The 19,378-nt window shown below is 51.3% G+C and carries 17 protein-coding genes; 12 read left to right on the forward strand and 5 right to left on the reverse strand.

What is annotated here, in order from left to right:
• Positions 1-16 precede the first annotated feature (16 nt).
• Genes CLC93_RS10235 through CLC93_RS10245 form a run of 3 tightly spaced genes read right to left on the reverse strand, consistent with a single transcriptional unit; the run spans position 17 to position 3,983 of the window.
• Positions 17-1,066: a 3-oxoacyl-[acyl-carrier-protein] synthase III C-terminal domain-containing protein gene (locus tag CLC93_RS10235; RefSeq protein ID WP_095505869.1), complete on the reverse strand. Its 1,050-nt coding sequence runs from the start codon at positions 1,064-1,066 to the stop codon at positions 17-19.
• Positions 1,063-1,752 carry a hypothetical protein gene (locus tag CLC93_RS10240; protein ID WP_095505870.1) on the reverse strand — a complete coding sequence of 230 codons (690 nt, stop codon included), beginning with the start codon at positions 1,750-1,752 and terminating at the stop codon, positions 1,063-1,065. The genes CLC93_RS10235 and CLC93_RS10240 overlap by 4 nt, the downstream gene beginning before the upstream one ends.
• Positions 1,749-3,983: an efflux RND transporter permease subunit gene (locus CLC93_RS10245; protein ID WP_095505871.1), complete on the reverse strand. Its 2,235-nt coding sequence runs from the start codon at positions 3,981-3,983 to the stop codon at positions 1,749-1,751. Before CLC93_RS10245 ends, CLC93_RS10240 begins: the two co-directional genes overlap by 4 nt.
• Positions 3,984-4,259: 276 nt before the next feature.
• Between CLC93_RS10245 and CLC93_RS10250 the strand changes: the two genes are divergently transcribed.
• Together CLC93_RS10250 and CLC93_RS10255 are read left to right on the forward strand one after the other, a co-directional pair.
• Positions 4,260-4,898, forward strand: a complete 639-nt coding sequence (locus CLC93_RS10250; protein ID WP_095505872.1) for a hypothetical protein — start codon at positions 4,260-4,262, stop codon at positions 4,896-4,898.
• A 3-nt stretch (positions 4,899-4,901) separates the two neighbouring features.
• Positions 4,902-5,162: a hypothetical protein gene (locus tag CLC93_RS10255; protein WP_095505873.1), complete on the forward strand. Its 261-nt coding sequence runs from the start codon at positions 4,902-4,904 to the stop codon at positions 5,160-5,162.
• 51 nt (positions 5,163-5,213) lie between these two features.
• Here CLC93_RS10255 and CLC93_RS10260 read toward each other — a convergent pair whose 3' ends face one another.
• A complete protein-coding gene (locus CLC93_RS10260; protein WP_095505874.1) occupies positions 5,214-6,263 on the reverse strand; it encodes a CNNM domain-containing protein in 1,050 nt (349 codons plus the stop codon).
• A gap of 373 nt (positions 6,264-6,636) precedes the next feature.
• On the opposite strand from CLC93_RS10260, the gene CLC93_RS10265 reads away from it, so the two are divergent.
• From CLC93_RS10265 to der, 10 genes are all read left to right on the forward strand, one after another.
• A complete protein-coding gene (locus tag CLC93_RS10265; protein WP_095505875.1) occupies positions 6,637-8,205 on the forward strand; it encodes an ammonia-forming cytochrome c nitrite reductase subunit c552 in 1,569 nt (522 codons plus the stop codon).
• A 111-nt stretch (positions 8,206-8,316) separates the two neighbouring features.
• A complete protein-coding gene (locus CLC93_RS10270) occupies positions 8,317-9,327 on the forward strand; it encodes a LysR family transcriptional regulator (protein WP_095505876.1) in 1,011 nt (336 codons plus the stop codon).
• A gap of 107 nt (positions 9,328-9,434) precedes the next feature.
• Positions 9,435-10,553: a dual-specificity RNA methyltransferase RlmN gene (gene rlmN, locus CLC93_RS10275; RefSeq protein WP_095505877.1), complete on the forward strand. Its 1,119-nt coding sequence runs from the start codon at positions 9,435-9,437 to the stop codon at positions 10,551-10,553.
• Between the two features lie 32 nt (positions 10,554-10,585).
• Positions 10,586-11,359, forward strand: coding sequence for a type IV pilus biogenesis/stability protein PilW (pilW, locus tag CLC93_RS10280; RefSeq protein ID WP_095505878.1), 774 nt, complete (start codon positions 10,586-10,588; stop codon positions 11,357-11,359).
• Positions 11,359-12,315 carry a RodZ domain-containing protein gene (locus CLC93_RS10285; protein ID WP_095505879.1) on the forward strand — a complete coding sequence of 319 codons (957 nt, stop codon included), beginning with the start codon at positions 11,359-11,361 and terminating at the stop codon, positions 12,313-12,315. Before pilW ends, CLC93_RS10285 begins: the two co-directional genes overlap by 1 nt.
• A gap of 1 nt (position 12,316) precedes the next feature.
• Complete coding sequence (ispG, locus tag CLC93_RS10290) at positions 12,317-13,429, forward strand: flavodoxin-dependent (E)-4-hydroxy-3-methylbut-2-enyl-diphosphate synthase (RefSeq protein ID WP_095505880.1); 1,113 nt, start codon at positions 12,317-12,319, stop codon at positions 13,427-13,429.
• 126 nt (positions 13,430-13,555) lie between these two features.
• The gene (gene hisS, locus CLC93_RS10295) at positions 13,556-14,830 is read left to right on the forward strand and encodes a histidine--tRNA ligase (protein WP_095505881.1); all 1,275 of its coding nucleotides are present in this window, start codon (positions 13,556-13,558) and stop codon (positions 14,828-14,830) included.
• A gap of 28 nt (positions 14,831-14,858) precedes the next feature.
• Complete coding sequence (locus CLC93_RS10300; protein ID WP_095505882.1) at positions 14,859-15,479, forward strand: YfgM family protein; 621 nt, start codon at positions 14,859-14,861, stop codon at positions 15,477-15,479.
• A 10-nt stretch (positions 15,480-15,489) separates the two neighbouring features.
• Complete coding sequence (gene bamB, locus CLC93_RS10305) at positions 15,490-16,677, forward strand: outer membrane protein assembly factor BamB (protein WP_095505883.1); 1,188 nt, start codon at positions 15,490-15,492, stop codon at positions 16,675-16,677.
• A 90-nt stretch (positions 16,678-16,767) separates the two neighbouring features.
• Complete coding sequence (gene der / locus CLC93_RS10310) at positions 16,768-18,219, forward strand: ribosome biogenesis GTPase Der (protein ID WP_095505884.1); 1,452 nt, start codon at positions 16,768-16,770, stop codon at positions 18,217-18,219.
• Positions 18,220-18,816: 597 nt separating this feature from the next.
• On the opposite strand, the gene CLC93_RS10315 is transcribed toward der, so the two are convergent.
• Positions 18,817-19,353 carry a porin family protein gene (locus CLC93_RS10315; protein WP_169902964.1) on the reverse strand — a complete coding sequence of 179 codons (537 nt, stop codon included), beginning with the start codon at positions 19,351-19,353 and terminating at the stop codon, positions 18,817-18,819.
• Positions 19,354-19,378: the final 25 nt, after the last annotated feature.

Genomic DNA, 19,378 nt, shown 5'->3' on the forward strand with positions numbered 1-19,378 from the left:
CTAGTGGTTGTATAGCCTAGTGGGTGTAAACGAAGCCACCGTAGAGATACTTGGTGGCTTCGGCGCCCAGCACTAACACCTTATCTCCGCGCTCAATCGGCAGGTCTTGTAGACTTTGCGACAGCGCCACCCAAATTGCCGCCGAGCCTAAATTACCCAGGTGCTTGGCGGTATTAATCACTCGATTAGGGGAAATCCCCAGTTTACCCGCCAGCTGCTCGTCGATATGGCCGTTGGCCTGATGGGGCAGAATATAGCGAAAATCCTCCAGCGAATAGCCACGTGAGACGATGGCATTCAAGCCGGCTTCGAACAGCTTAGGGCCTGAGGCGCGCACCGAATTAAAGTCGTGCTCAAAGCGAGCGACTTGGCCGTTGTGGTAATCGCGCGCGCCACCGCTTAAACAAAAGCCTGGCTGCATGCCTTTGCCAATATGGCCTATGTAAATATCGCTGAGCAGCTGTTGTTCGCTAGTGGCCGGTGCCACCACCGCAGCACCCGCACCATCACCCATTTGCAGGTAATTGACCAGCTGGCCGCGATCGACAAAGTCGGGGTTGATGTCAAAGTACACAGAGCCGGTTTCGCTACCCACAATCGCAATCGGCTGCTGGTCTGCAGCGCAAAAAGCACTGGCACTTTGCAACGCATTGGCAAAACCACAACAAGCCTGGCGCAGCTCCATGTACGGGCCTAAATGGCTCATGGCATCCGCAAGCCAGGCGGCATTGGGCGGTACTTGGGTGTGCGGGCTGGTGGTGTGACTTATCAGGTAACCCAGCTGACTGACATCGATATTCGCCTGCGTTAAAGCCCGAGTCAGCGCGTCCTGACCAAGCTCGATACCGTTGGGGCTAGCCTCACTCAGTGGCTTATCCAGTGAGCGGCTTAGGTGTCTGTTTTGAATACCAAGCTGAGGTAATATCGCACTGGCTAAGCGCGCCTGACGTTTAAGGCCAAGCGCTTTAAGCGCTGCTAGCAACTGTTTGTTGTCCACAGCCGCGCCGGGTAGGGCATGGGCCAGACCCAGTAAGTTTAAGTTGTGGCGAGCAAATTTTACCGTCATGAGTTCACCACCTTGTTGTGAATGGTATCTAAATCAACCCCAAGGGCTTCAAAGGCGTGGCCGTGATGGGCCAGCATTTGCCACAACTGCTGGCGAATTAGCTGACCTTGTTCGTGCAAAAGCTCGGCCGAGGCGTTCAGTCGCTGTGCTTGGTGACGAGCCACATACACGTGCTTGGCTTCATCGCGCATAATCAGATTGCATAAAATACTGAAGGGGTGTTGGCTGCCTAACTCGCTGCCGCGCATGGCTTTCATGATTTGGGTGACGCTGGCATCCAGGCTAGCAATACGTGCAAACTGCTGTTGTGCCTCTTCGATGCGTCCTAGGCGAGCGTAAAACACCTGAGCCCGGCGCTGAGCCTGACGAGATACCTTCAACCAAGGCAGCTGCTCTTGTACCCAAGTCAGGGCAATGTCGTGACGGGCTTCGTCAAATTCCACTTCGTTGAGTGCTAGCTGGCTTTGTTGGTCGGCACTCTCATCTGCAGCTTGCTGAAACACCAACTGAGCTGATTGCTCACCGCAGGACAGCAGTGGCATTAGCTCCGCCAAGGCTTCTGCCTGAGGATCGCTAAACTCCAAATGCATTGGACCAAACTCCGCTAGCCAACGCTCAATCGGATGATCGCTTTGGCGTGGACGCGTTTTGCGCGGCGGGTTAAAGCAACGAGGTATTTGAGTCATTGGGGCCCTCCTTTGGCTCCACTGCTGGCGGAGTGACTACTTTGAGCTAAGGGATTAGTGCGACTGTATTGCGCTTGCTTGGGCAAAAGTTGCGGCAAAAGCCACAAGTCAAACAGCCAAGCGAAACCTATGACCATGGCGGATAGCAAACCGAGCTGGCCAATGGGCGCAAACTCGGACAAAAGCCCAAGGGCAAAGCCAACCACCAGTGCCAAACTGGTAAGGGTGATCGCTGGGGCTAACCGCATCAAGCGACGGCGACGTTGAAAACCGTAGCGGTATGGGGTGGTTTTAAGCAGCACATGGAAACTGTCATCCACCACCACACCGAATATCATCCCCATTACCACGGCGGCGCCCAAGCTCATCTGTCCGCCCATCAGGCGCCAAATGGCAAAGGCCCACAGCAGTGGAATCAGGTTCGCCAGTACTGCGACAAATGCGATGTAAAGGTTGCGGCGCAGCCCCAACACCACCAAAAATACCAAACTCAATGCCAGTACAAAGGCCTGCAGCATGCGTTGGGTATTGTCCTTACTGAGTTGGGCAAACAGCAATGTGCGGCCCAACAAGGGGCTCAATTCCACTTGCAGAGATTGCCCTTGCAGCCAAGTGTTCAGTTCTCTTTCGAGCTCTAATAACTCGTTAGACGTGGTGTCTTCTAAAAACAGTGTGAGTCGCGTGGCACCTAACGATTCGTTGTAGAGCTTAGTCTGCTCGGCTAATGCCAATTGGCGAGCTCGGGATTGCATCGCCAAACCAATCACACCGGCACCGGAGTTAGCCGCGTCCAGCATAGAAAGCGTGGCTCTTACCTTAGGATGGTCGTTTAAGTACTCGACTAACGTGCGCAGGTCGCGACGATAATCCGCGTCGTAAAAGCTGGTTGTGGCTTGGTCTGGCTTGGCGCTGACCAACCAATGCACCGTATTGACCCCGTAAAAGTCTTTGTCGATGGCGTGCTTGCCTCGGCTAAAGGGGTTGTCACTGTCGAAGTAGGACAGTGGGTTGTCGTCAAAATTAAGCTGGCTGGTTAGGCCAATAGCGCAAACTGTGGCAATCCCTGCCAGCCACTGCATGGGTTTGCGATAGGTTTGACTTAGACGCACCCCGTTACTCAGCACCTTTCGATTCCATAGAGGCGATTGCGGCACCTGGTCGCGGCGACGATAGACCCAGCCCAGACCCACACTAATGATGCCCAAGCTCACTACAAAATTAGCCGCTACCGCAAAAGCCACGAGCAAGCCGAAATGGGCGATTGGCGGAGACGGGCTCATGGTTAATGCCAGAAACCCAAGAATGGTAGTCAGACTTCCCCAAAATAGCGGCGCGAGGTTTTCTCTCAGACTGGCGTTAAGGGCTGCCACCGGTTGGCCCTGCATCTGGGGTAAAAAGAAACACCATGAGAAGTACAGGTGCGAAGTGTAGGCCAGTGACAAAATGACTATCACCACAGGTACAAACGCCGAGATGGCGGCCAAGGATAACTGCGCCCAGCCGGCAAAGCCCAAACTCATTACCAAGGTAGTCAAGGCGCAAACCAGCATAGTGGCCAGCCAAGTGCGATGGCGAATGACAAAGCCAAGCAATAAAGCCAATAACAGCAGTAGCCCCGCGCCAAATCGAGAAAGATCGGTGCGGATTACCTTGGCGTACTGCCAGTTCATGGTGAGCTCACCGCTGTAGGCGTAATCTAGCACGTGCTTGTCGGTGAAGGGGTCAACTAGGTTATCCAGCTGATTCATGAACTGGTTGAGGCGACGCTTGTCCGCATCCAGCCAGCTTTGTGGCTGAATACTAATCACAATGGATTTCTTATCCTCGCTAATAAAGTGTTTCGCCAGGCCTGCGGGCCACTGATTTAGAGGGCGTTCGCCCAACGTGGCGGCATAACCGCTTGTGCTTTCCACTCCCTCGAGTTGCTCGATTTGGTGGATTAAGCGAGGCAGTTGTTGCTGTGCCTTGGAGTTTGGCCATGCCTGCTTTTGCGATAAAAACAGCAAGAGCTGAGGTTTTAGATCAAAAGCCTCACTAGCGGCATCAAACGCCTTTGTGGTTGGTGCTTTGGGGTCAAAGTAGGCGCTAATATCGGTTTGAATTTGAATGCGAGAAGCTTGCACAACACTGATAGCCAAGACGGCAAGCCACGCCAACACCCAAGGCCAAAGTCGGCCGTGTTGTAGTGCCGAAAACCACGGCTGGGCTATGTGCTTGTGATTATTGTTCATCTTGCTTGGATAGACCCAAGTGAGCGCTACTTTGTTGCACGACAATGCTTGATTCAACTGTAACTCAGATGGGGTGTTTGTGTAAAAATTTGGTTAATCTGACCAATAAGTGTCCAATCGCTTAATCTCAAAAATACGTTACAGCTATAAGTTGTTGAATAATAATTAAATAAAAGTTGGAATGGGCTTTGCTTATTAGGAGTATCTGTTGTTCTGATAGAGTTTAAATGTTCTAGGTGGCAACAAAATCACTGAAAACAATGAGGCTTTCTAAATATGCCGGTTAACGCTCAAGACAGACCCATCAAAGCAGTCCGCGATCAAGTCATCGATCAGCTGATCATGAATTACAGTCACAACGAGTTGTCGGCGGAAGCTTTTGAGCGGCGGCTCGATGAAGCAATGGGCAGTGACGACCCGCAGTTTTTAATGAGTCTGGTTGAAGACTTGCCCCTGACCGCAGACGATGCCTACCAGCGCAACAAAGCGCAAAACTTGGGTTATCAATATCAGCCCGACGTGGAAGAGCAAGACCGGATCATCAATGTGCTATCTGGTAACACTCGAGGCGGGCGCTTTGTACCTGCTAAGGAAATCGAGATGTGGAGTTTTCTCAGTGGTGCGTCCATCGATTTTAGCGAAGCGGACTTTCAACACCCTGTGGTGCGCATCAAGCTATACAGCCTGCTGGCTAGCGACGAGATTTTCGTGCCTGAGAACGTCAACGTGATCACCAAAGCCAGCTGTGTGGTAGGTAGTGTAGAAAATCGAGCCGGTAACTACGGCGGTGAAGGTCAGCCAACCATCATTATTGAGGGGGTGAATGTTCTTAGCAGTCTGGAAATCAAACTCAAGCGAACCATGAAAGAGAAGTTCATGGAGTTTGCAGAAAGCATGAAGAAAATGTGGATGTAAGCCATGGCCAATCGTCTCAATCCATCGGTGACCGTAGGTATCGGCCTGGGCTTTTGGTTGAGTCTGGCGATAAGCGTAACCATGACTCTGCACGACTGGCACTTAAACCCAAACAGTGTGTTTATCGACTCTGGAATGACCCAATGGGGACGAGTATTCGACACCGCTTGGAGTTGGTTTTTGCCCTTGATGCCGAGTTTGACCCTGTTGTGTATCGGGGTGCATTGGTTACTAGAAACTCGCAAAAAAGATCGGCTCAGTTGAGCCGATCTTTTGTCATTGTTACTTAAGCATTCTGTGTTTGTTTTGGTCGCTTTAGTCTTCGTCGCTCAGACGAATCCCTTTTTCTTTGATTCTGTGTTGCCACAGTTTGCGCGCTAGGCGCTGCATGTCGGTCACCGGATCATTGCTATCGACAATCTCCAGTCCCAACATGGACTCGATGATATCTTCTTGCGTGACGATGCCTTGAGTGTCTCCGTACTCATCCACCACCATGGCAATTTGGCTGTGACGTTTAATCAGCAATTCAAACACATCCAGAATGCGCGCGGTTTCAGGGATGACCACTAAATTCTTGCGCAAGCTGGCCAGTACTTCGTCCGGCTCGCTTTTCTCTGCGAGCAGTATGTCGTTTCGAACCACATAACCCTTAATGTTATCCGGCTCATCTTGATACACAGGAATTCGACTGAACGGCGAGTTCACGTACTTGTCGCTGTAGGTCTTGAGGCTGGTTTGTTGGTCTAGGGCAAACATTACGGTGCGTGGAGTCATCACCGCCGTCACTTGCATTGCTTTGGCATCCAACATCTTTTTCAAAAACTTGGATTCGTGCTCTTCAAGCTCGCCTTGTTGCAGGCCAACGTCAGCCATTGCCGACAACTCTTGGCGGACATAATGGCCTTGCTCGGCGCGACCCAATACTTTGGAAATCTGCATAGACAGCCAAACCAGAGGCCACATCAAACGCTCAAGCCACACCAATGCCAGCGACACCGCCGGTGCCAGCGCGCGCCAGTAATTGGCACCTAAGGTTTTTGGAATGATCTCTGACAGCAGCAAAATCATCAGAGTTAGCACTGCCGAGAACACGCCCAGCATATTATCGCCAAACACCTTGGCCGCTTGTGCACCAGCGCCGGCGGCACCTGCAGTGTGAGCGACTGTGTTAAGGGTCAAAATTGCAGCCAACGGCGCTTCAACATTGTCTTTTTGCTTGGACATGCGCGCGGCTGTCTTCGGTTTGTCTTTGCGAAGGGTAGCTACGTAGCTTGGGGTTATGGACAGCAGAACGGCTTCAAATATGCTGCACATAAAGGAGATGCCGATAGCGATCAGCACGTAAATTGTGAGAAGGAACATTAAAGCTTTCTAGCTAGCCTCTTATTGCTTTTTCAGTGGACATAATACTTTGTGTTGTGATCTTTACCAATGTTTTTAAAACCGTCGGCGATCACAAATAATATGACAGATATTTTAGGAGGTTTTAACGGCATGTTGAGCGGCTTTGAGAATCTCGATCTAACTGTGACCGCGATCACGCCGCTCAAAACGGGTGTTTGACGGTTTGGGATCCTATTATCATGTTTATATTAGGGTTTTGTTCGCCATCTACCCCTTAAGTAATATCTTTCCTAACCCCCTTCACAAATCACAAAACGGGCCAATTTTTCGAAGTCTAGAGGGTGGTATAAATGTCTCATCCCATTGGTGCACATTTTCATAGGAAAGTTCCATGAAACTAAAAAAAATCTTTATCGCCGCGGCCGTTTCTGCAGCCCTAGGCGGTATGTCTGCGGTTGCGGCTCCGGCCAAGACTGACCTATATAACAGCGACAACTGGCAAGGTAAATTCCCTGAGCAACACAAGACTTGGGCTTCTACCGAAGACAACAACCCTGCTTCAGGCGTTCCACAAGATTACTTGTTGCACAATCCAAACCTAGTTATCGCATGGGCTGGTTACGGTTTCGCGAAAGACTACAACCGCGCTCGCGGTCACCACTTTGCACTGAACGACGTGATCCAATCGCTGCGTACTGGCGGCCCAATGGGCGACATGGACGGTCCAATGGCTGCGTCTTGCTGGTCTTGTAAGTCTCCAGACGTTGCTCGCATGTACGACGAAGTTGGCGAAGGCAAATTCGCAAACAACAAATTCGGTAAGTGGGGCCACGAAATGGCCAACACTATCGGTTGTGCTGACTGTCACGAATTAGGCGAGTCTGAGCTACGTCTATCGCGTCCATACGCTGCACGCGCTATGGAAGCTATTGACCGTCCGTTTGACAAGCAATCTCACGCTGAGCAAGGCAACCAAGCTTGTGGTCAGTGTCACGTTGAGTACTACTTCGACGGCACCGATGACAAGAAAGTTAAGTTCCCTTGGGACCAGTGGAAGCCAGGTGTTGAAACTCAATACATCGGCAAAGGTGGTGCTAAGACCGAACTGTACAAAGGTTACGCCGCTGAAGCAGGTCTTGCTTACTACGACATGATTGGTTTCTCTGACTGGACCAACGCCATCTCTGGTGCGCCAATGCTTAAGACTCAGCACCCTGAGTACGAAAACTTGGCAGACCGTCGCAACCACGAAATGGCTGGTGACGACGATTACGATCACGAGAAGTTCACCTGTACTACTTGTCACACGCCTAAGCAAACCAACAGCAAAGGCCAAGAGTACACTGACCACAACGTACGCTTTGACTTCGCTAAGCTGCCAGAAGACTGTGCCGGCTGTCACGAAGCGTCTGACATGGAAGAAATCCTGTCTGACCGCAAAGCAGAAATCAACAAGCTGCGTTTCGACGCCAAAGACGGTGTTGATGTACGTCTGACTCAAATCCACTTCTGGACCCAAGCGATTTGGAAGTCTAAAGGTGTTGAAGGTCTAGAGTCTGGCAAGAACATCGCTGAAGCCAAAGCTAACTACGAAGCTGCGCTTAAGAAAGATGCTGACATGGTTGAGCTAACCACTCACATTCGTAACGCTCAGTGGTTCTGGGACAGCGCGACTGCCTCTCACGGTATCCACGCTCACAACCCAGAAGAAGCCAAGCGTCTTCTAAACAAAGCCAAAGGCGAGCTGAAGCTAGCAGAAGCTAAAGCGGCCAGCTTGTTGAAGAAGCCTGCTGACCTGCCGGTTTACAAGATGGACGACCTAGCGTCTAAGCAAGCGGCTCAAAAAGCAGCTGGCCTAAACTACGGTGCCATGGTTAAAGAAAAGACCAAGTTCATCGAAGAGCGTGCTAACAAGCAATGGCCTCACAAGCTACAAGAAAAGACCATTCACAACCAATAAGCCGGTTTGAAAGTTCTTAGTAAAAACGCGCCTTAGGGCGCGTTTTTTTGTGCTTTTACTCTATTGGTTTCAGGGCCTTATTAACGCTTGTATCGGCTGTATATTGCCGTTATGGTTGGTTGCAAAAACAACAACAAAGCGGAAGTGGTGATGGAGCTTTTACAGATTAAGCGGTTAATAACTCTGGCCAAGCTAAAGCACTACAGCCGGGCGGCGAGTAAGCTGCACATAGCTCAACCTAGTCTGTCGCGCAGCATTCAAGCCATGGAATCTCAGCTTGGGGTGCCTTTGTTACAGCGCAACGCCAAGCAAGTAGAGCTTACGGATTACGGTCGTTTGGTGGTTGAGCGAGGCAGCGAGTTACTTGCGGCAGCAGAAGCACTGCAACAAGAGCTCAAATTGATGCAAGGGCTAGAGACCGGCGAAATCAAAGTCGGTGCCAGCCCGATACCTTCGGTGAGTCTAATCGGTCCGATTGTCGGCGAGTTTCTTAGGGATTACCCGGGCGTGGATACCGAATTAGTGGTGGGCAATTGGAAACAGCTGCACACCAAGTTACTCGAAGGCCAAATCAACTTATTCATCGCTGAGACTCGTTCAACATACCTGGAGCAAAAGCAGGAATTAGAGTTTGAACCTCTGCCAAAAAGTCCGGCGGTCTTGTGTTGCCGTGCCGATCATCCATTGTTAGCTCAGGCCAGCGTATCGCTAAAAGATCTGCGCCAGTATCCACTCGCTTTGCCTCGCAGTATTCCGCCGCAAATTCTCGAAGAGCTGTCTGAGCTGTTTGAAAAGCGCGCGCCACACGAGCAGGGGATTATTCGTTTCGAGCAGTTCCACCCACTCAAAGGCTCGCTGACGCACTGCGATATGGTGGCACTGGTACCCATGTTAGCGGTAGCCAAACTGATTCACTCGGGGGAGTTGGACGTCCTAAGGTTTCAAGGTATGCCTGAGGTCTACGCCCACTACAATGTGGTCTATTTGAAGAATCGCAGCCTGCCGCCATCCGCCTTCACTTTCATCGACTACGTCAAGCGCCAAGCCCAGTACAGTCGCCAAAGTGTGGCAAATACGCTGCGCAAAGTGACTGAAAGCGATTATGAGGGGCTGATAACCTAGCGGTGACTCTGGATAAAGTGCGCTAAAATCTGTACAATTCGCCGCCCAATCAGCCCAGCTAATTGCCCAGCCTGGGCGGCTTTGACAGAATTTTTGAGGTGTCTCGTATGAGCGATAAGCGCATTAATCTTTTGGATCTCAATCGCGATGGTATGCGCCAGCTATTGAGCGACATGGATGAAAAGCCGTTCCGTGCCGACCAAATTATGAAATGGCTGTATCACTTTGGCGTTGATGATGTGGATCAGATGACCAACATCAATAAGAAGCTACGCGCCAAGCTCAAGGCCACCACAGTGATCGAAGCTCCTGAGATCGCGAGCTACCAAGAATCCAGCGACGGTACCATTAAGTTCGCCATGTCTGTCGGCGATCAGGAAGTAGAAACCGTTTATATCCCAGAAGACGACCGCGCCACTTTGTGCGTGTCCAGCCAAGTGGGCTGTGCGCTAGAGTGCTCCTTTTGCTCGACTGCTCAACAGGGTTTTAACCGCAACCTAAGTGTTTCTGAGATCTCTGGTCAGGTGTGGCGTGTCGCTCGCTTCCTCGGCGTAGAAAAGGAAACCGGTAAGCGTCCTATTACCAACGTGGTGATGATGGGCATGGGCGAGCCATTGTTGAACATGGCCAATGTGGTGCCAGCGATGGACATCATGCTAGACGACTTGGGCTTTGCGCTATCCAAACGTCGTGTGACTCTGTCCACCTCGGGTGTGGTTCCGGCTTTGGATAAACTGGGGGACATGATTGATGTGGCCCTTGCGGTCAGTCTGCACGCGCCGAACGACGAGTTGCGCAATGAACTTGTACCGGTCAACAAAAAATACAACATCGAAGAGCTACTGGCCTCAGTGCGTCGTTATCTGTCTAAATCAAACGCCAACCGACAGCGTGTGACTATCGAGTACGTGATGTTGGATCACATCAACGACAGCACGGATCACGCCCATGCATTGGCCAAAGTGATGAAAGACACGCCGTGCAAAATTAACCTGATTCCGTTCAATCCATACCCGGGTTCGCCATACGGGCGTTCGTCCAACTCTCGCATCGATCGTTTCTCCAAAGTGTTAATGGACTACGACATCACGGTCATAGTGCGCAAGACCCGTGGTGACGACATTGATGCGGCCTGCGGACAGCTGGTTGGTGATGTTCGTGACCGCACCAAGAGAATGGTCAAAAAACGCATGCAACAGAACCAAATTTCGGTCACAATGGACTAAATTTCTAGCGGACGGACGGTTAGCAAAACAGGATGAGAGCCCTTTTATTGGCCGGATTGGCGGTGACTTTTTTAGGCGGTTGTGTAACCCAAACCACGTATTCTGGTACTGACCAGGTGGTGGCGGAGAAAGCGCCCAATTTAAAGGCTGCGGCACGAGATCGAGTACGGCTTGGGCTGACCTATTTGCAACAGGGCGAAGTAGAGCGTGCCAAATTCAATTTGGATAAAGCGCTGCAACTGGATGATAAAGTCGTCGAAGTTCACTTAGGGCGAGCTTACTATTTTCAGACTGTTGCCGAGCATGAGGCCGCCAAAGACGCGTATCGCCAGGCACTGAGATTGGAGCCAAACAACGGTGATGTGCTGAACAACTTTGGCGTGTATCTGTGCCGTCAGCAAGAATTCGATGAATCCGAAAAGTTGTTGTTGCGAGCGGTGCAAGCACCTGATTACACCTTAATGGCCTCAACCTATGAGAACTTGGGTTTGTGTAGTCAGTCGGCAGGCAAGTTAGACAAAGCCGCCCAATATTTTGAACAAGCGCTGAATTACGCGCCTCGTCGCAGCGTTGCCCTGATTGAATTGGTCAACATTGCGGTGGAACAAAACGACTTTGGCAGTGCCCAAACTGCATTGGATCGATACCACGACCTCGCTGGTGAAACACCGCAAAGCTTAATGCTTGGCGTGGATATCGAACGCCAATTAGGCGACTTGGAAGCGTCAAAGCGATTTGGGATCTTACTGTTAGCCAAGTTCCCTCGTTCGCAACAAGCTGAGCAATACCGAGCAGAACGAAATTAATGACAAGCGAAAACACTCCTGATTCCGATATCCAGGAAGAAGTTCCTCAGGATTCCCCGGCCAGCATCGGGCAAATGCTGCGCGAGGCTCGCGAGAGCCAAGGTCTAACCCAAGCCCAGGTCGGCAGTCGCATTAAGTTGCGTGAGGCGCTGGTGAAAGACTTGGAAAACGACCACTTCGACAACATTCCTAACAACACCTATGTCAAAGGGTATGTGACCAACTACGCCCGCGCCTTGGACTTAGAATTAGCCCCATTGCAAAAACGCTTGCAAGAGCAGCTGGTTCACACCGAGCACGGCATGAAGAGCTTTTCGCGCAAAACCAGCAACAAGGCCGCTGAGCAAAGAGTTAACTGGATAAGCTACATCATCATTCTGGTGCTCATCGGGTTGTCTGTGTTGTGGTGGCTGCAGCGCTCAGAGCAGGCGGCAAACCCTGATTTCTCCCAGCCAACTCAAGAAGAGATTGCTGCTCAGGAGCAGGATACTAACCTGCTAGACGAAGCTGAGGCTTTGCTGCGCGAGGCCAATGCCATCGAGCAAAAACTGAGTGACGAGGAAGAAACTCCAGCAGCGCCCGCTGAAGAGCAAGGCGATGAAGCAGAGCCGCAAACGGAAGAGCCGCCGCATACGGTAAGCTTGGAAGAAGTAGCTGAGCAGCCTGAATTGGCGCAGAACCTTGCTCAACTTGAGCAATCCGCTGCTGAGCAAGCCTTAGTGAGCTTGCGCTTGCTGGCTGATTGCTGGATGCAAATTAGCGATGCTGATGGCGCTATGATAGTCAACGGACTAAAGAAGAGCGGTCATGAGATCGAACTAGCGGCCAAGACCCCGCTAAAATTCGTTATTGGGGCACCACAAGCCGTGTCCCTGAGTATCGATGGTGAGACCGTCGATCTTTCAAGTTATCAAGATACGGTAGCGCGCTTTAGCTACCCACAAAGTGAGTCCTAACATGTTTAGCGAAAATCCGATTGTACGTCGTAAAACCAAACAGATTCAGATTGGCTCTGTTGCGGTTGGTGGCGATGCGCCGATTTCTGTGCAGTCGATGACCAATACTCGCACCACGGACGTGGCCGCCACTGTGGCGCAAATTAAGGATCTGGAAAACGTAGGTGCCGACATCGTTCGCGTATCTGTGCCTACCATGGATGCCGCCGAGGCGTTTAAACAAATCAAACAGCAAGTGAATGTACCGCTAGTCGCTGACATTCACTTCGACTATCGCATTGCACTGCAAGTCGCAGAATACGGCGCCGATTGCCTGCGTATTAACCCAGGTAACATTGGTAACCTTAGCCGTATTCAGTCGGTAGTGGATTGCGCCAAAGACAAGAACATTCCAATTCGCATTGGAGTAAATGGTGGATCGCTAGAGCGCGACATCATGGAAAAGTACCACGAGCCAACGCCCGAAGCCTTGTTGGAATCGGCAATGCGTCACGTGGATTACCTGGACAAGTTTAACTTCGACAATTTTAAGGTCAGTGTAAAAGCCTCTGACGTCTTTTTAGCGGTAGAGTCTTATCGTTTGCTGTCCAAGCAAATCGAGCAGCCGCTTCACTTAGGCATTACTGAAGCCGGTGGTTTCCGCTCTGGTGCGGTGAAATCGGCGATTGGTTTGGGAATGCTGTTGTCCGAAGGTATCGGTGATACTCTACGCGTATCCCTTGCCGCCGATCCAGTGGAAGAAGTGAAGGTAGGCTTTGATATCTTAAAGTCGCTGCGCATTCGCAGTCGCGGTATCAACTTTATCGCCTGCCCGTCGTGTTCGCGCCAAGAGTTCGACGTGATCAACACGGTTAACGCGCTAGAAGAACGCTTAGAAGACATTACCACTCCAATGGACGTGTCGATTATTGGCTGTGTGGTAAACGGTCCCGGTGAAGCCTTGGTGTCGCATGTGGGCTTGACCGGCGGTAACCGCAAGTCCGGCTTCTACGTGGATGGCGAGCGTCAAAAAGAGCGCATCGACAACGAGCAAATGGTAGACCAGCTAGAAGCCAAAATCCGCGCCAAAGCGGAACAGGTACAGCAAACCATCGCTACCTTAAAACCCGAATAATTGTGACCCAAGCACAACTGCGCCGAGCCCTTGAGCGACGGCGCTTGGCTTGGGTTTTACGTTTGTAACGCCAGCCCCTATAATGGCGCATCAGCGTTACATAAACCTTTGAATTAGAGACTCAACGTGGCCAAACAAATTCAGGCAATCCGCGGCATGAACGATCTTCTGCCGTCTCAAACGCCAGCCTGGCACAAATTGGAGCAAGCCATTCGCGAGTTGACCGCCAGTTACGGTTACAGCGAAATTCGCACCCCAATTGTCGAAAGTACCGACCTATTTAAACGCTCCATTGGCGAAGTCACCGACATCGTTGAAAAAGAGATGTACACCTTTGAAGACCGCAACGGCGATAGCCTGACATTGCGCCCCGAAGGTACCGCGTCTACCGTGCGCGCGGGCAATCAACACGGCTTGTTGTACAACCAAGAGCAGCGCCTGTGGTACGTGGGGCCTATGTTCCGTCACGAGCGCCCGCAAAAAGGCCGCTATCGTCAGTTTCATCAATTTGGGGTAGAAGTCTACGGCTTGAACGGCCCTGATATTGATGCCGAAGTGCTGCTAATGTCAGCGCGCCTTTGGAAAAAACTCGGCCTTGCCGAACACGTGACCCTAGAGCTAAACACCCTAGGTGATAGCGACGAGCGTGCTGCCTATCGCGATGCGTTGGTGGCTTACCTAGAACAGCACAAAGAGTCGTTGGACGAAGACAGCCAACGTCGTATGTACTCCAATCCACTGCGTGTACTGGATAGCAAAAGCCCTAAAACACAGGCTTTGTTGGGTGACGCGCCCAAGCTGATGGACTTCTTTGGCGAAGACACTAAAGCCCATTTTTCTGGATTGTGTGAACTGTTGGACCAAGCTGGCATCCAATACGTGGTAAATCCTCGTTTGGTGCGCGGTTTGGACTACTACAATCGCACCGTTTTTGAATGGGTAACCTCAAGCCTTGGCGCTCAAGGGACAGTGCTGGCTGGCGGCCGTTACGACGGTCTAGTTAACCAGCTTGGCGGTAAACCAACCCCTGCAGTTGGCTTTGCCTCAGGTATGGAGCGCTTGGTATTGTTGCTGCAAGAACTGGAGCTGGTTGAGTCAGAGCCCGCGATTGCCGATGTGTACGTTGCGGCGATGGGTGCAGGCAGTCAAGCGGCGGCGTTTGCCCTAAGCGAACAATTGCGCGATGAAGCGCCAGAGCTTAAGGTGATGAGTCATTGCGGTGGTGGCAACTTTAAGAAACAGATGAAGCGCGCTGATAAAAGCGGTGCGCGAGTGGCGCTGATTTTGGGCGAAGACGAAATCGCCCGCGGCGAAGTGATGGTTAAGCCATTGCGTCGCGACGAAGCTCAGCGTTCGGTGGCTTTGAGCGAAGTGGCTCAGGTCATCAAAGACAGTATTTAAGAATTAGACTTTAAGAAGGAATTTCCAAGTGGAAATACACAGTACAGAAGAACAACAAGTCGAAGCGATCAAGACATTTTGGAAAGAGTACGGTAGCTCTATCGTATTGGGTGCCGCTCTGGGTTTGGGCGGTCTGTTCGGTTGGAACTATTACACCGACAGTCAGCAGGCTTCTGCTGAAGCGGCCTCTGCCGCCTACCAACAAATCGTAACCAACTCAGCCTCAGATGCTGCCATTGTCAGCGCCGCTGAGACCTTTGCTGCCGAGCACAAGGAACCTGGCTACGACGCACTATTGCAACTGCTTGCCGCCAAAGCCGCGGTAGCTGATGGCGATTTGGACAAAGCTAAGACGGCACTAAAACAAGTAATGGACTCTAAAGTGGGCGGCGGCTTGCCAGAAGTAGCATCTATTCGCTACGCCCGTATTCAAGCCCAGCAAGGCGAACTAGATGGCGCTCTGGCCACACTAGACGGCGTTAAGGCTGAGTCTTTTGACGCAAAGGTTGCGGAAGTGCGCGGCGACATTTTGGTTCGCCAAGGCAATACTGAAGAGGCAGCAAAAGCTTATCAAGCAGCGATCGACGCAGGAACTATGTCGGCAGCGAGCTTACAGATGAAATTGGACAATCTAAACGTTGCTGGCTAAGGAGTAGCGCATGAAGTTTTGGCGTAACCCCCTAGTCGGGGCTATGGTCGCAGTTGCGGCCCTAACCGCATGTTCATCGAATGATGTGGAAGAAGAGCCGATTGCCGAGCTGCAAGAAATTGACGCAAAGGTAGAGGCTAAAATCCTTTGGGACACCAGTATTGGTGATGGCGTAGAGGACTATTATTCCCGTCTGCGACCCGCAGTGCGTTACGGCAAGATTTTTGTAGCTGACCGTTTTGGTGAGCTGCGAGCAATTGACAAGGAGACCCGCGATACCCTTTGGGAAAAAGACTTCTCCGAAGTATTTCGCGACTCTCCATTGGCAAAAAACAAAGGCGCCAAAGTGGCTGCGGGCATTACGGTTGCCCGCAACAAGGTGTTTATTGGGAACGAATCTGGCTATTTAGCCGCGTTTGACCAAGAAACTGGCGAAAACCAATGGCTGGCCCGTGTTAATGGCGAACTCTTGTCGAAGCCGCTAGTGGCCGAAGGATTGGTGATTGTTCACACTGGTGCTGGCAGTATTGTGGCTTTGAACGTCGATAATGGTGAAGAAGCTTGGAAGTACGAAGCGCAGATTCCGCCGCTGACCTTGCGCGGTACTAGCTCGCCTTCTTACGATTCAGGCGGTGTGTTTGTCGGCAGCGCCGATGGCAAAGTTTCTGTGTTGGTGGTGAACAACGGTCAAGTCGCTTGGGAAGTACCCACTTTGCAAGTAAAGGGTAACAACGAGCTAGACAGAGTGGCCGATATTGACGTTAAGCCACTGATTGTTGGCGATACCCTTTATGTTGTCGGTTACAACGGTAACTTGTCAGCGTTAGAGCTTCGCACCGGTCGAGTTAAGTGGGCGCGTCAGTATTCGAGCTTTAACGAATTGGCGATGGACGGCTACACTTTGTTCTTAGTCGATGATTTTAGTCGCGTTTATGCGGTTGATCGTCGCAACGGTCTGGAGCTTTGGAGTAACTCTGAGCTGACCAACCGTTCGCTAACCGCGCCGCAAGCCATTGGCAACTATGTAGTTGCCGGTGACTTTGAAGGCTACTTACACGTGTTTAATCAGGCTGACGGTGAAATCGTTGGTCGAGTGCAAGTTGACGATTCTGGGCTTTACGCGCAACCGCTTGTAATGGACGGAAAGTTGATTCTGCAAACCCGTGCTGGTAAGGTCGCCGAGATCGAAATCCAGTAAGCCGAATTCGCACTTTGCCAAGCCCTTGGAAAGTGATTCCAGGGGCTTTTTTATTTTGGCCTAGAGATAGGCAACAGTTGAGGCAGTAACATGATTCCAGTGGTGGCTTTGGTTGGCCGTCCAAACGTTGGCAAGTCAACCCTATTCAATCGCTTAACTCGCACCCGCGACGCCCTAGTGGCGGATTTTCCGGGCTTAACCCGTGACCGCAAGTACGGTCAGGCGGAGCTTGGCGGCAAAGAGTTCATTCTGATTGATACCGGTGGTATCGACGGCACCGAAGAGGGCATCGAAATTAAGATGGCCGAGCAATCGCTGGCGGCGATTGAAGAAGCGGACGTGGTACTGTTTATGACCGACGCTCGCGCCGGTTTGACTGTTGCTGACGAAGCTATTGCCCAGCACTTGCGTACCCGTGAGAAGACTACTTATGTGGTGGCTAACAAGTGCGACGGGATTGATGCTGACTCTGCCGCAGCGGATTTTTGGTCGCTAGGTTTGGGCGAAGTACACCAAGTCGCTGCCGCTCATGGTCGCGGGGTTAACGCGTTGCTGGAGCACTCCATTGGTGAGATGCTAGAAGCTCAAAGCGAGTCCGAGCTTGAAGCGGTAGAAAAAGCACTGGCAACCGTTGAAGAAGCGGAAGACGAAGCCGAGCGCTTGGCGAACCTGCCAATTAAGCTGGCCATCATTGGCAAGCCAAACGTGGGTAAATCTACCCTGACCAACCGCATTTTGGGTGAAGACCGCGTGGTGGTTTATGACATGCCAGGCACCACCCGTGACTCGATTTACATTCCGATGAGCCGTGAAGATCGCGACTATGTGCTGATTGACACTGCTGGGGTTCGTCGCCGCGGTAAGGTGCATGACGTTGTCGAGAAGTTTTCGGTGATTAAGACCCTTAAAGCCATTGAAGATGCCAACGTAGTCTTGTTGGTTATCGATGCTCAAGAAGGCATTTCAGACCAAGACCTAAGCTTGTTGGGCTATGCGCTTAACGCCGGTCGCGCACTGGTGATTGCGGTCAACAAGTGGGACGGCATGGACACTGATGCCAAAGATCGCATTAAGAGCGAGTTGGACCGTCGTTTGGGCTTTATCGACTTTGCCAAGCTGCACTTCATCTCAGCGCTACACGGCACAGGTGTTGGTCACTTGTACGAGTCGGTAGAAGAAGCTTACGATTCGTCGACCAAGCGCGTATCCACCGCCATGCTGACTCGTATTCTGAAGATGGCGTCAGACGATCACCAGCCACCAATGGCCAAAGGTCGTCGTATCAAGCTTAAATACGCCCACGCCGGTGGTTATAACCCACCAATCATAGTGGTACACGGCAACTTGGTATCGTCGCTACCAGACAGCTACAAGCGCTACCTGATGAACTACTTCCGTCGTTCGCTGCAGATTGTTGGTAGCCCGATTCGAATTCAATTCCAAGAAGGCGATAACCCGTTTGAAGGCAAGAAAGAGAAGCTGACTTTAGCGCAACAGCACAAGCGTCGTCGCGCTTTGCGCGCGGCCAAAGGTCGTCGCTAACAGCTGCGCCAATGGCCCAAGGCTGTCATTCCCGCCCAGGCCCGTCATTCCCACCTAGGCCCGTCATTCCCGCCTAGGCCGGTCATTCCCGCCCAGGCCCGTCATTCCCGCGAAAGCGGGAATCTAGCCAACCGCCATAGGCAAGTTGCTAGATCCCCAGTCAAGCTGAGGATGACGAGGACGACGAAACTTAAATGACTGAAGCACATAAATGAAATCCCGCTCTTAAGCGGGATTTTTCGTTAAGCTTGCTTACCGGCCATGTAATAGAGAAAAAGAAAAAAGCTGCCAAACAGTATTACCAGAATAATGATCATAATGGTCAGTGTTTTTGAGCGCCGCATAGAGTCTAAGAGCGCGAAAGGGCTTTCGAGTAAACTAAGCATTCACTCACTCCTTTCTGTCAGCACTAAACAGCTTTATCCAAAACAAGAGTTCTATTCCTGCTCCAATGAGTAACACGGATATCGCCTTGGTCATCGAACCAACTAAGTAACAATAGGTGGCCGTGAATATCAAAGCGGTTAGCAAAGCAATCCGGTGCAGCTGTCTCATCTCTCGTATCCTTCCATTGAATTCGTTAGTGGTTTAAGTGACCTAAAACGCCCACCCCAAACTCACCATCATTTGATCCGATTTCAGCTTGAGATCTTCTGGCTTGAAATCAAAGCGTGCGTATTCTAGTGCTACTGTGAACTTCCTAACATCTAGGCGCAAGCCAAGCCCGTAAATGGGGGCTTGAGTAATGCTAATAGACTCCTTGCTACCACTGGTTTTGGCGTACAGCTTAGGGAATAAGTAGCCTGCGTGTAGATAGGGTTTTAAGTAGGTGTCGGTGGCGAGTGGAAAATCGTAGCCCACTTGAACACCCAAATTAATCCCGCGTAAATCCAAATCAAAGCCAGATTCTTTCGCGGTGACTTCAGTGAGACGTCCGTACGCAGCAAAGTATTTATGCAGGTCGTAAGCGACACCAATGCCATAGCCTCGCGCGGTTTTAAGCTGGTCGGTGTGGGTTTCAACATAGCTGGCTTCGGCGCGAAATCCGATGCGGTTTTTCTCGGCAGGGTTGGCAAGCACATTGGTGGATACCAACAAGTTAGCAAGCAAAAGGACGCTATTGATTCTGTTCACAGGAGGCTCCTTAAAGCAAACACTA

It is taken from the genome of Paraferrimonas sedimenticola, assembly GCF_002282855.1.
Taxonomy (GTDB): Bacteria; Pseudomonadota; Gammaproteobacteria; order Enterobacterales; family Shewanellaceae; genus Paraferrimonas; species Paraferrimonas sedimenticola.

Coding starts and splice junctions, on each gene's coding strand:
- CLC93_RS10250 (WP_095505872.1), top strand. CDS start 4,260: ATGCCGGTTAACGCTCAAGACAGACCCATCAAAGCAGTCCGCGATCAA.
- CLC93_RS10265 (WP_095505875.1), top strand. CDS start 6,637: ATGAAACTAAAAAAAATCTTTATCGCCGCGGCCGTTTCTGCAGCCCTA.
- ispG (WP_095505880.1), top strand. CDS start 12,317: ATGTTTAGCGAAAATCCGATTGTACGTCGTAAAACCAAACAGATTCAG.
- CLC93_RS10235 (WP_095505869.1), bottom strand. CDS start 1,066: ATGACGGTAAAATTTGCTCGCCACAACTTAAACTTACTGGGTCTGGCC.
- der (WP_095505884.1), top strand. CDS start 16,768: ATGATTCCAGTGGTGGCTTTGGTTGGCCGTCCAAACGTTGGCAAGTCA.
- CLC93_RS10260 (WP_095505874.1), bottom strand. CDS start 6,263: ATGTTCCTTCTCACAATTTACGTGCTGATCGCTATCGGCATCTCCTTT.
- rlmN (WP_095505877.1), top strand. CDS start 9,435: ATGAGCGATAAGCGCATTAATCTTTTGGATCTCAATCGCGATGGTATG.
- pilW (WP_095505878.1), top strand. CDS start 10,586: ATGAGAGCCCTTTTATTGGCCGGATTGGCGGTGACTTTTTTAGGCGGT.
- CLC93_RS10240 (WP_095505870.1), bottom strand. CDS start 1,752: ATGACTCAAATACCTCGTTGCTTTAACCCGCCGCGCAAAACGCGTCCA.
- CLC93_RS10245 (WP_095505871.1), bottom strand. CDS start 3,983: ATGAACAATAATCACAAGCACATAGCCCAGCCGTGGTTTTCGGCACTA.
- CLC93_RS10255 (WP_095505873.1), top strand. CDS start 4,902: ATGGCCAATCGTCTCAATCCATCGGTGACCGTAGGTATCGGCCTGGGC.
- CLC93_RS10270 (WP_095505876.1), top strand. CDS start 8,317: ATGGTTGGTTGCAAAAACAACAACAAAGCGGAAGTGGTGATGGAGCTT.
- CLC93_RS10285 (WP_095505879.1), top strand. CDS start 11,359: ATGACAAGCGAAAACACTCCTGATTCCGATATCCAGGAAGAAGTTCCT.
- bamB (WP_095505883.1), top strand. CDS start 15,490: ATGAAGTTTTGGCGTAACCCCCTAGTCGGGGCTATGGTCGCAGTTGCG.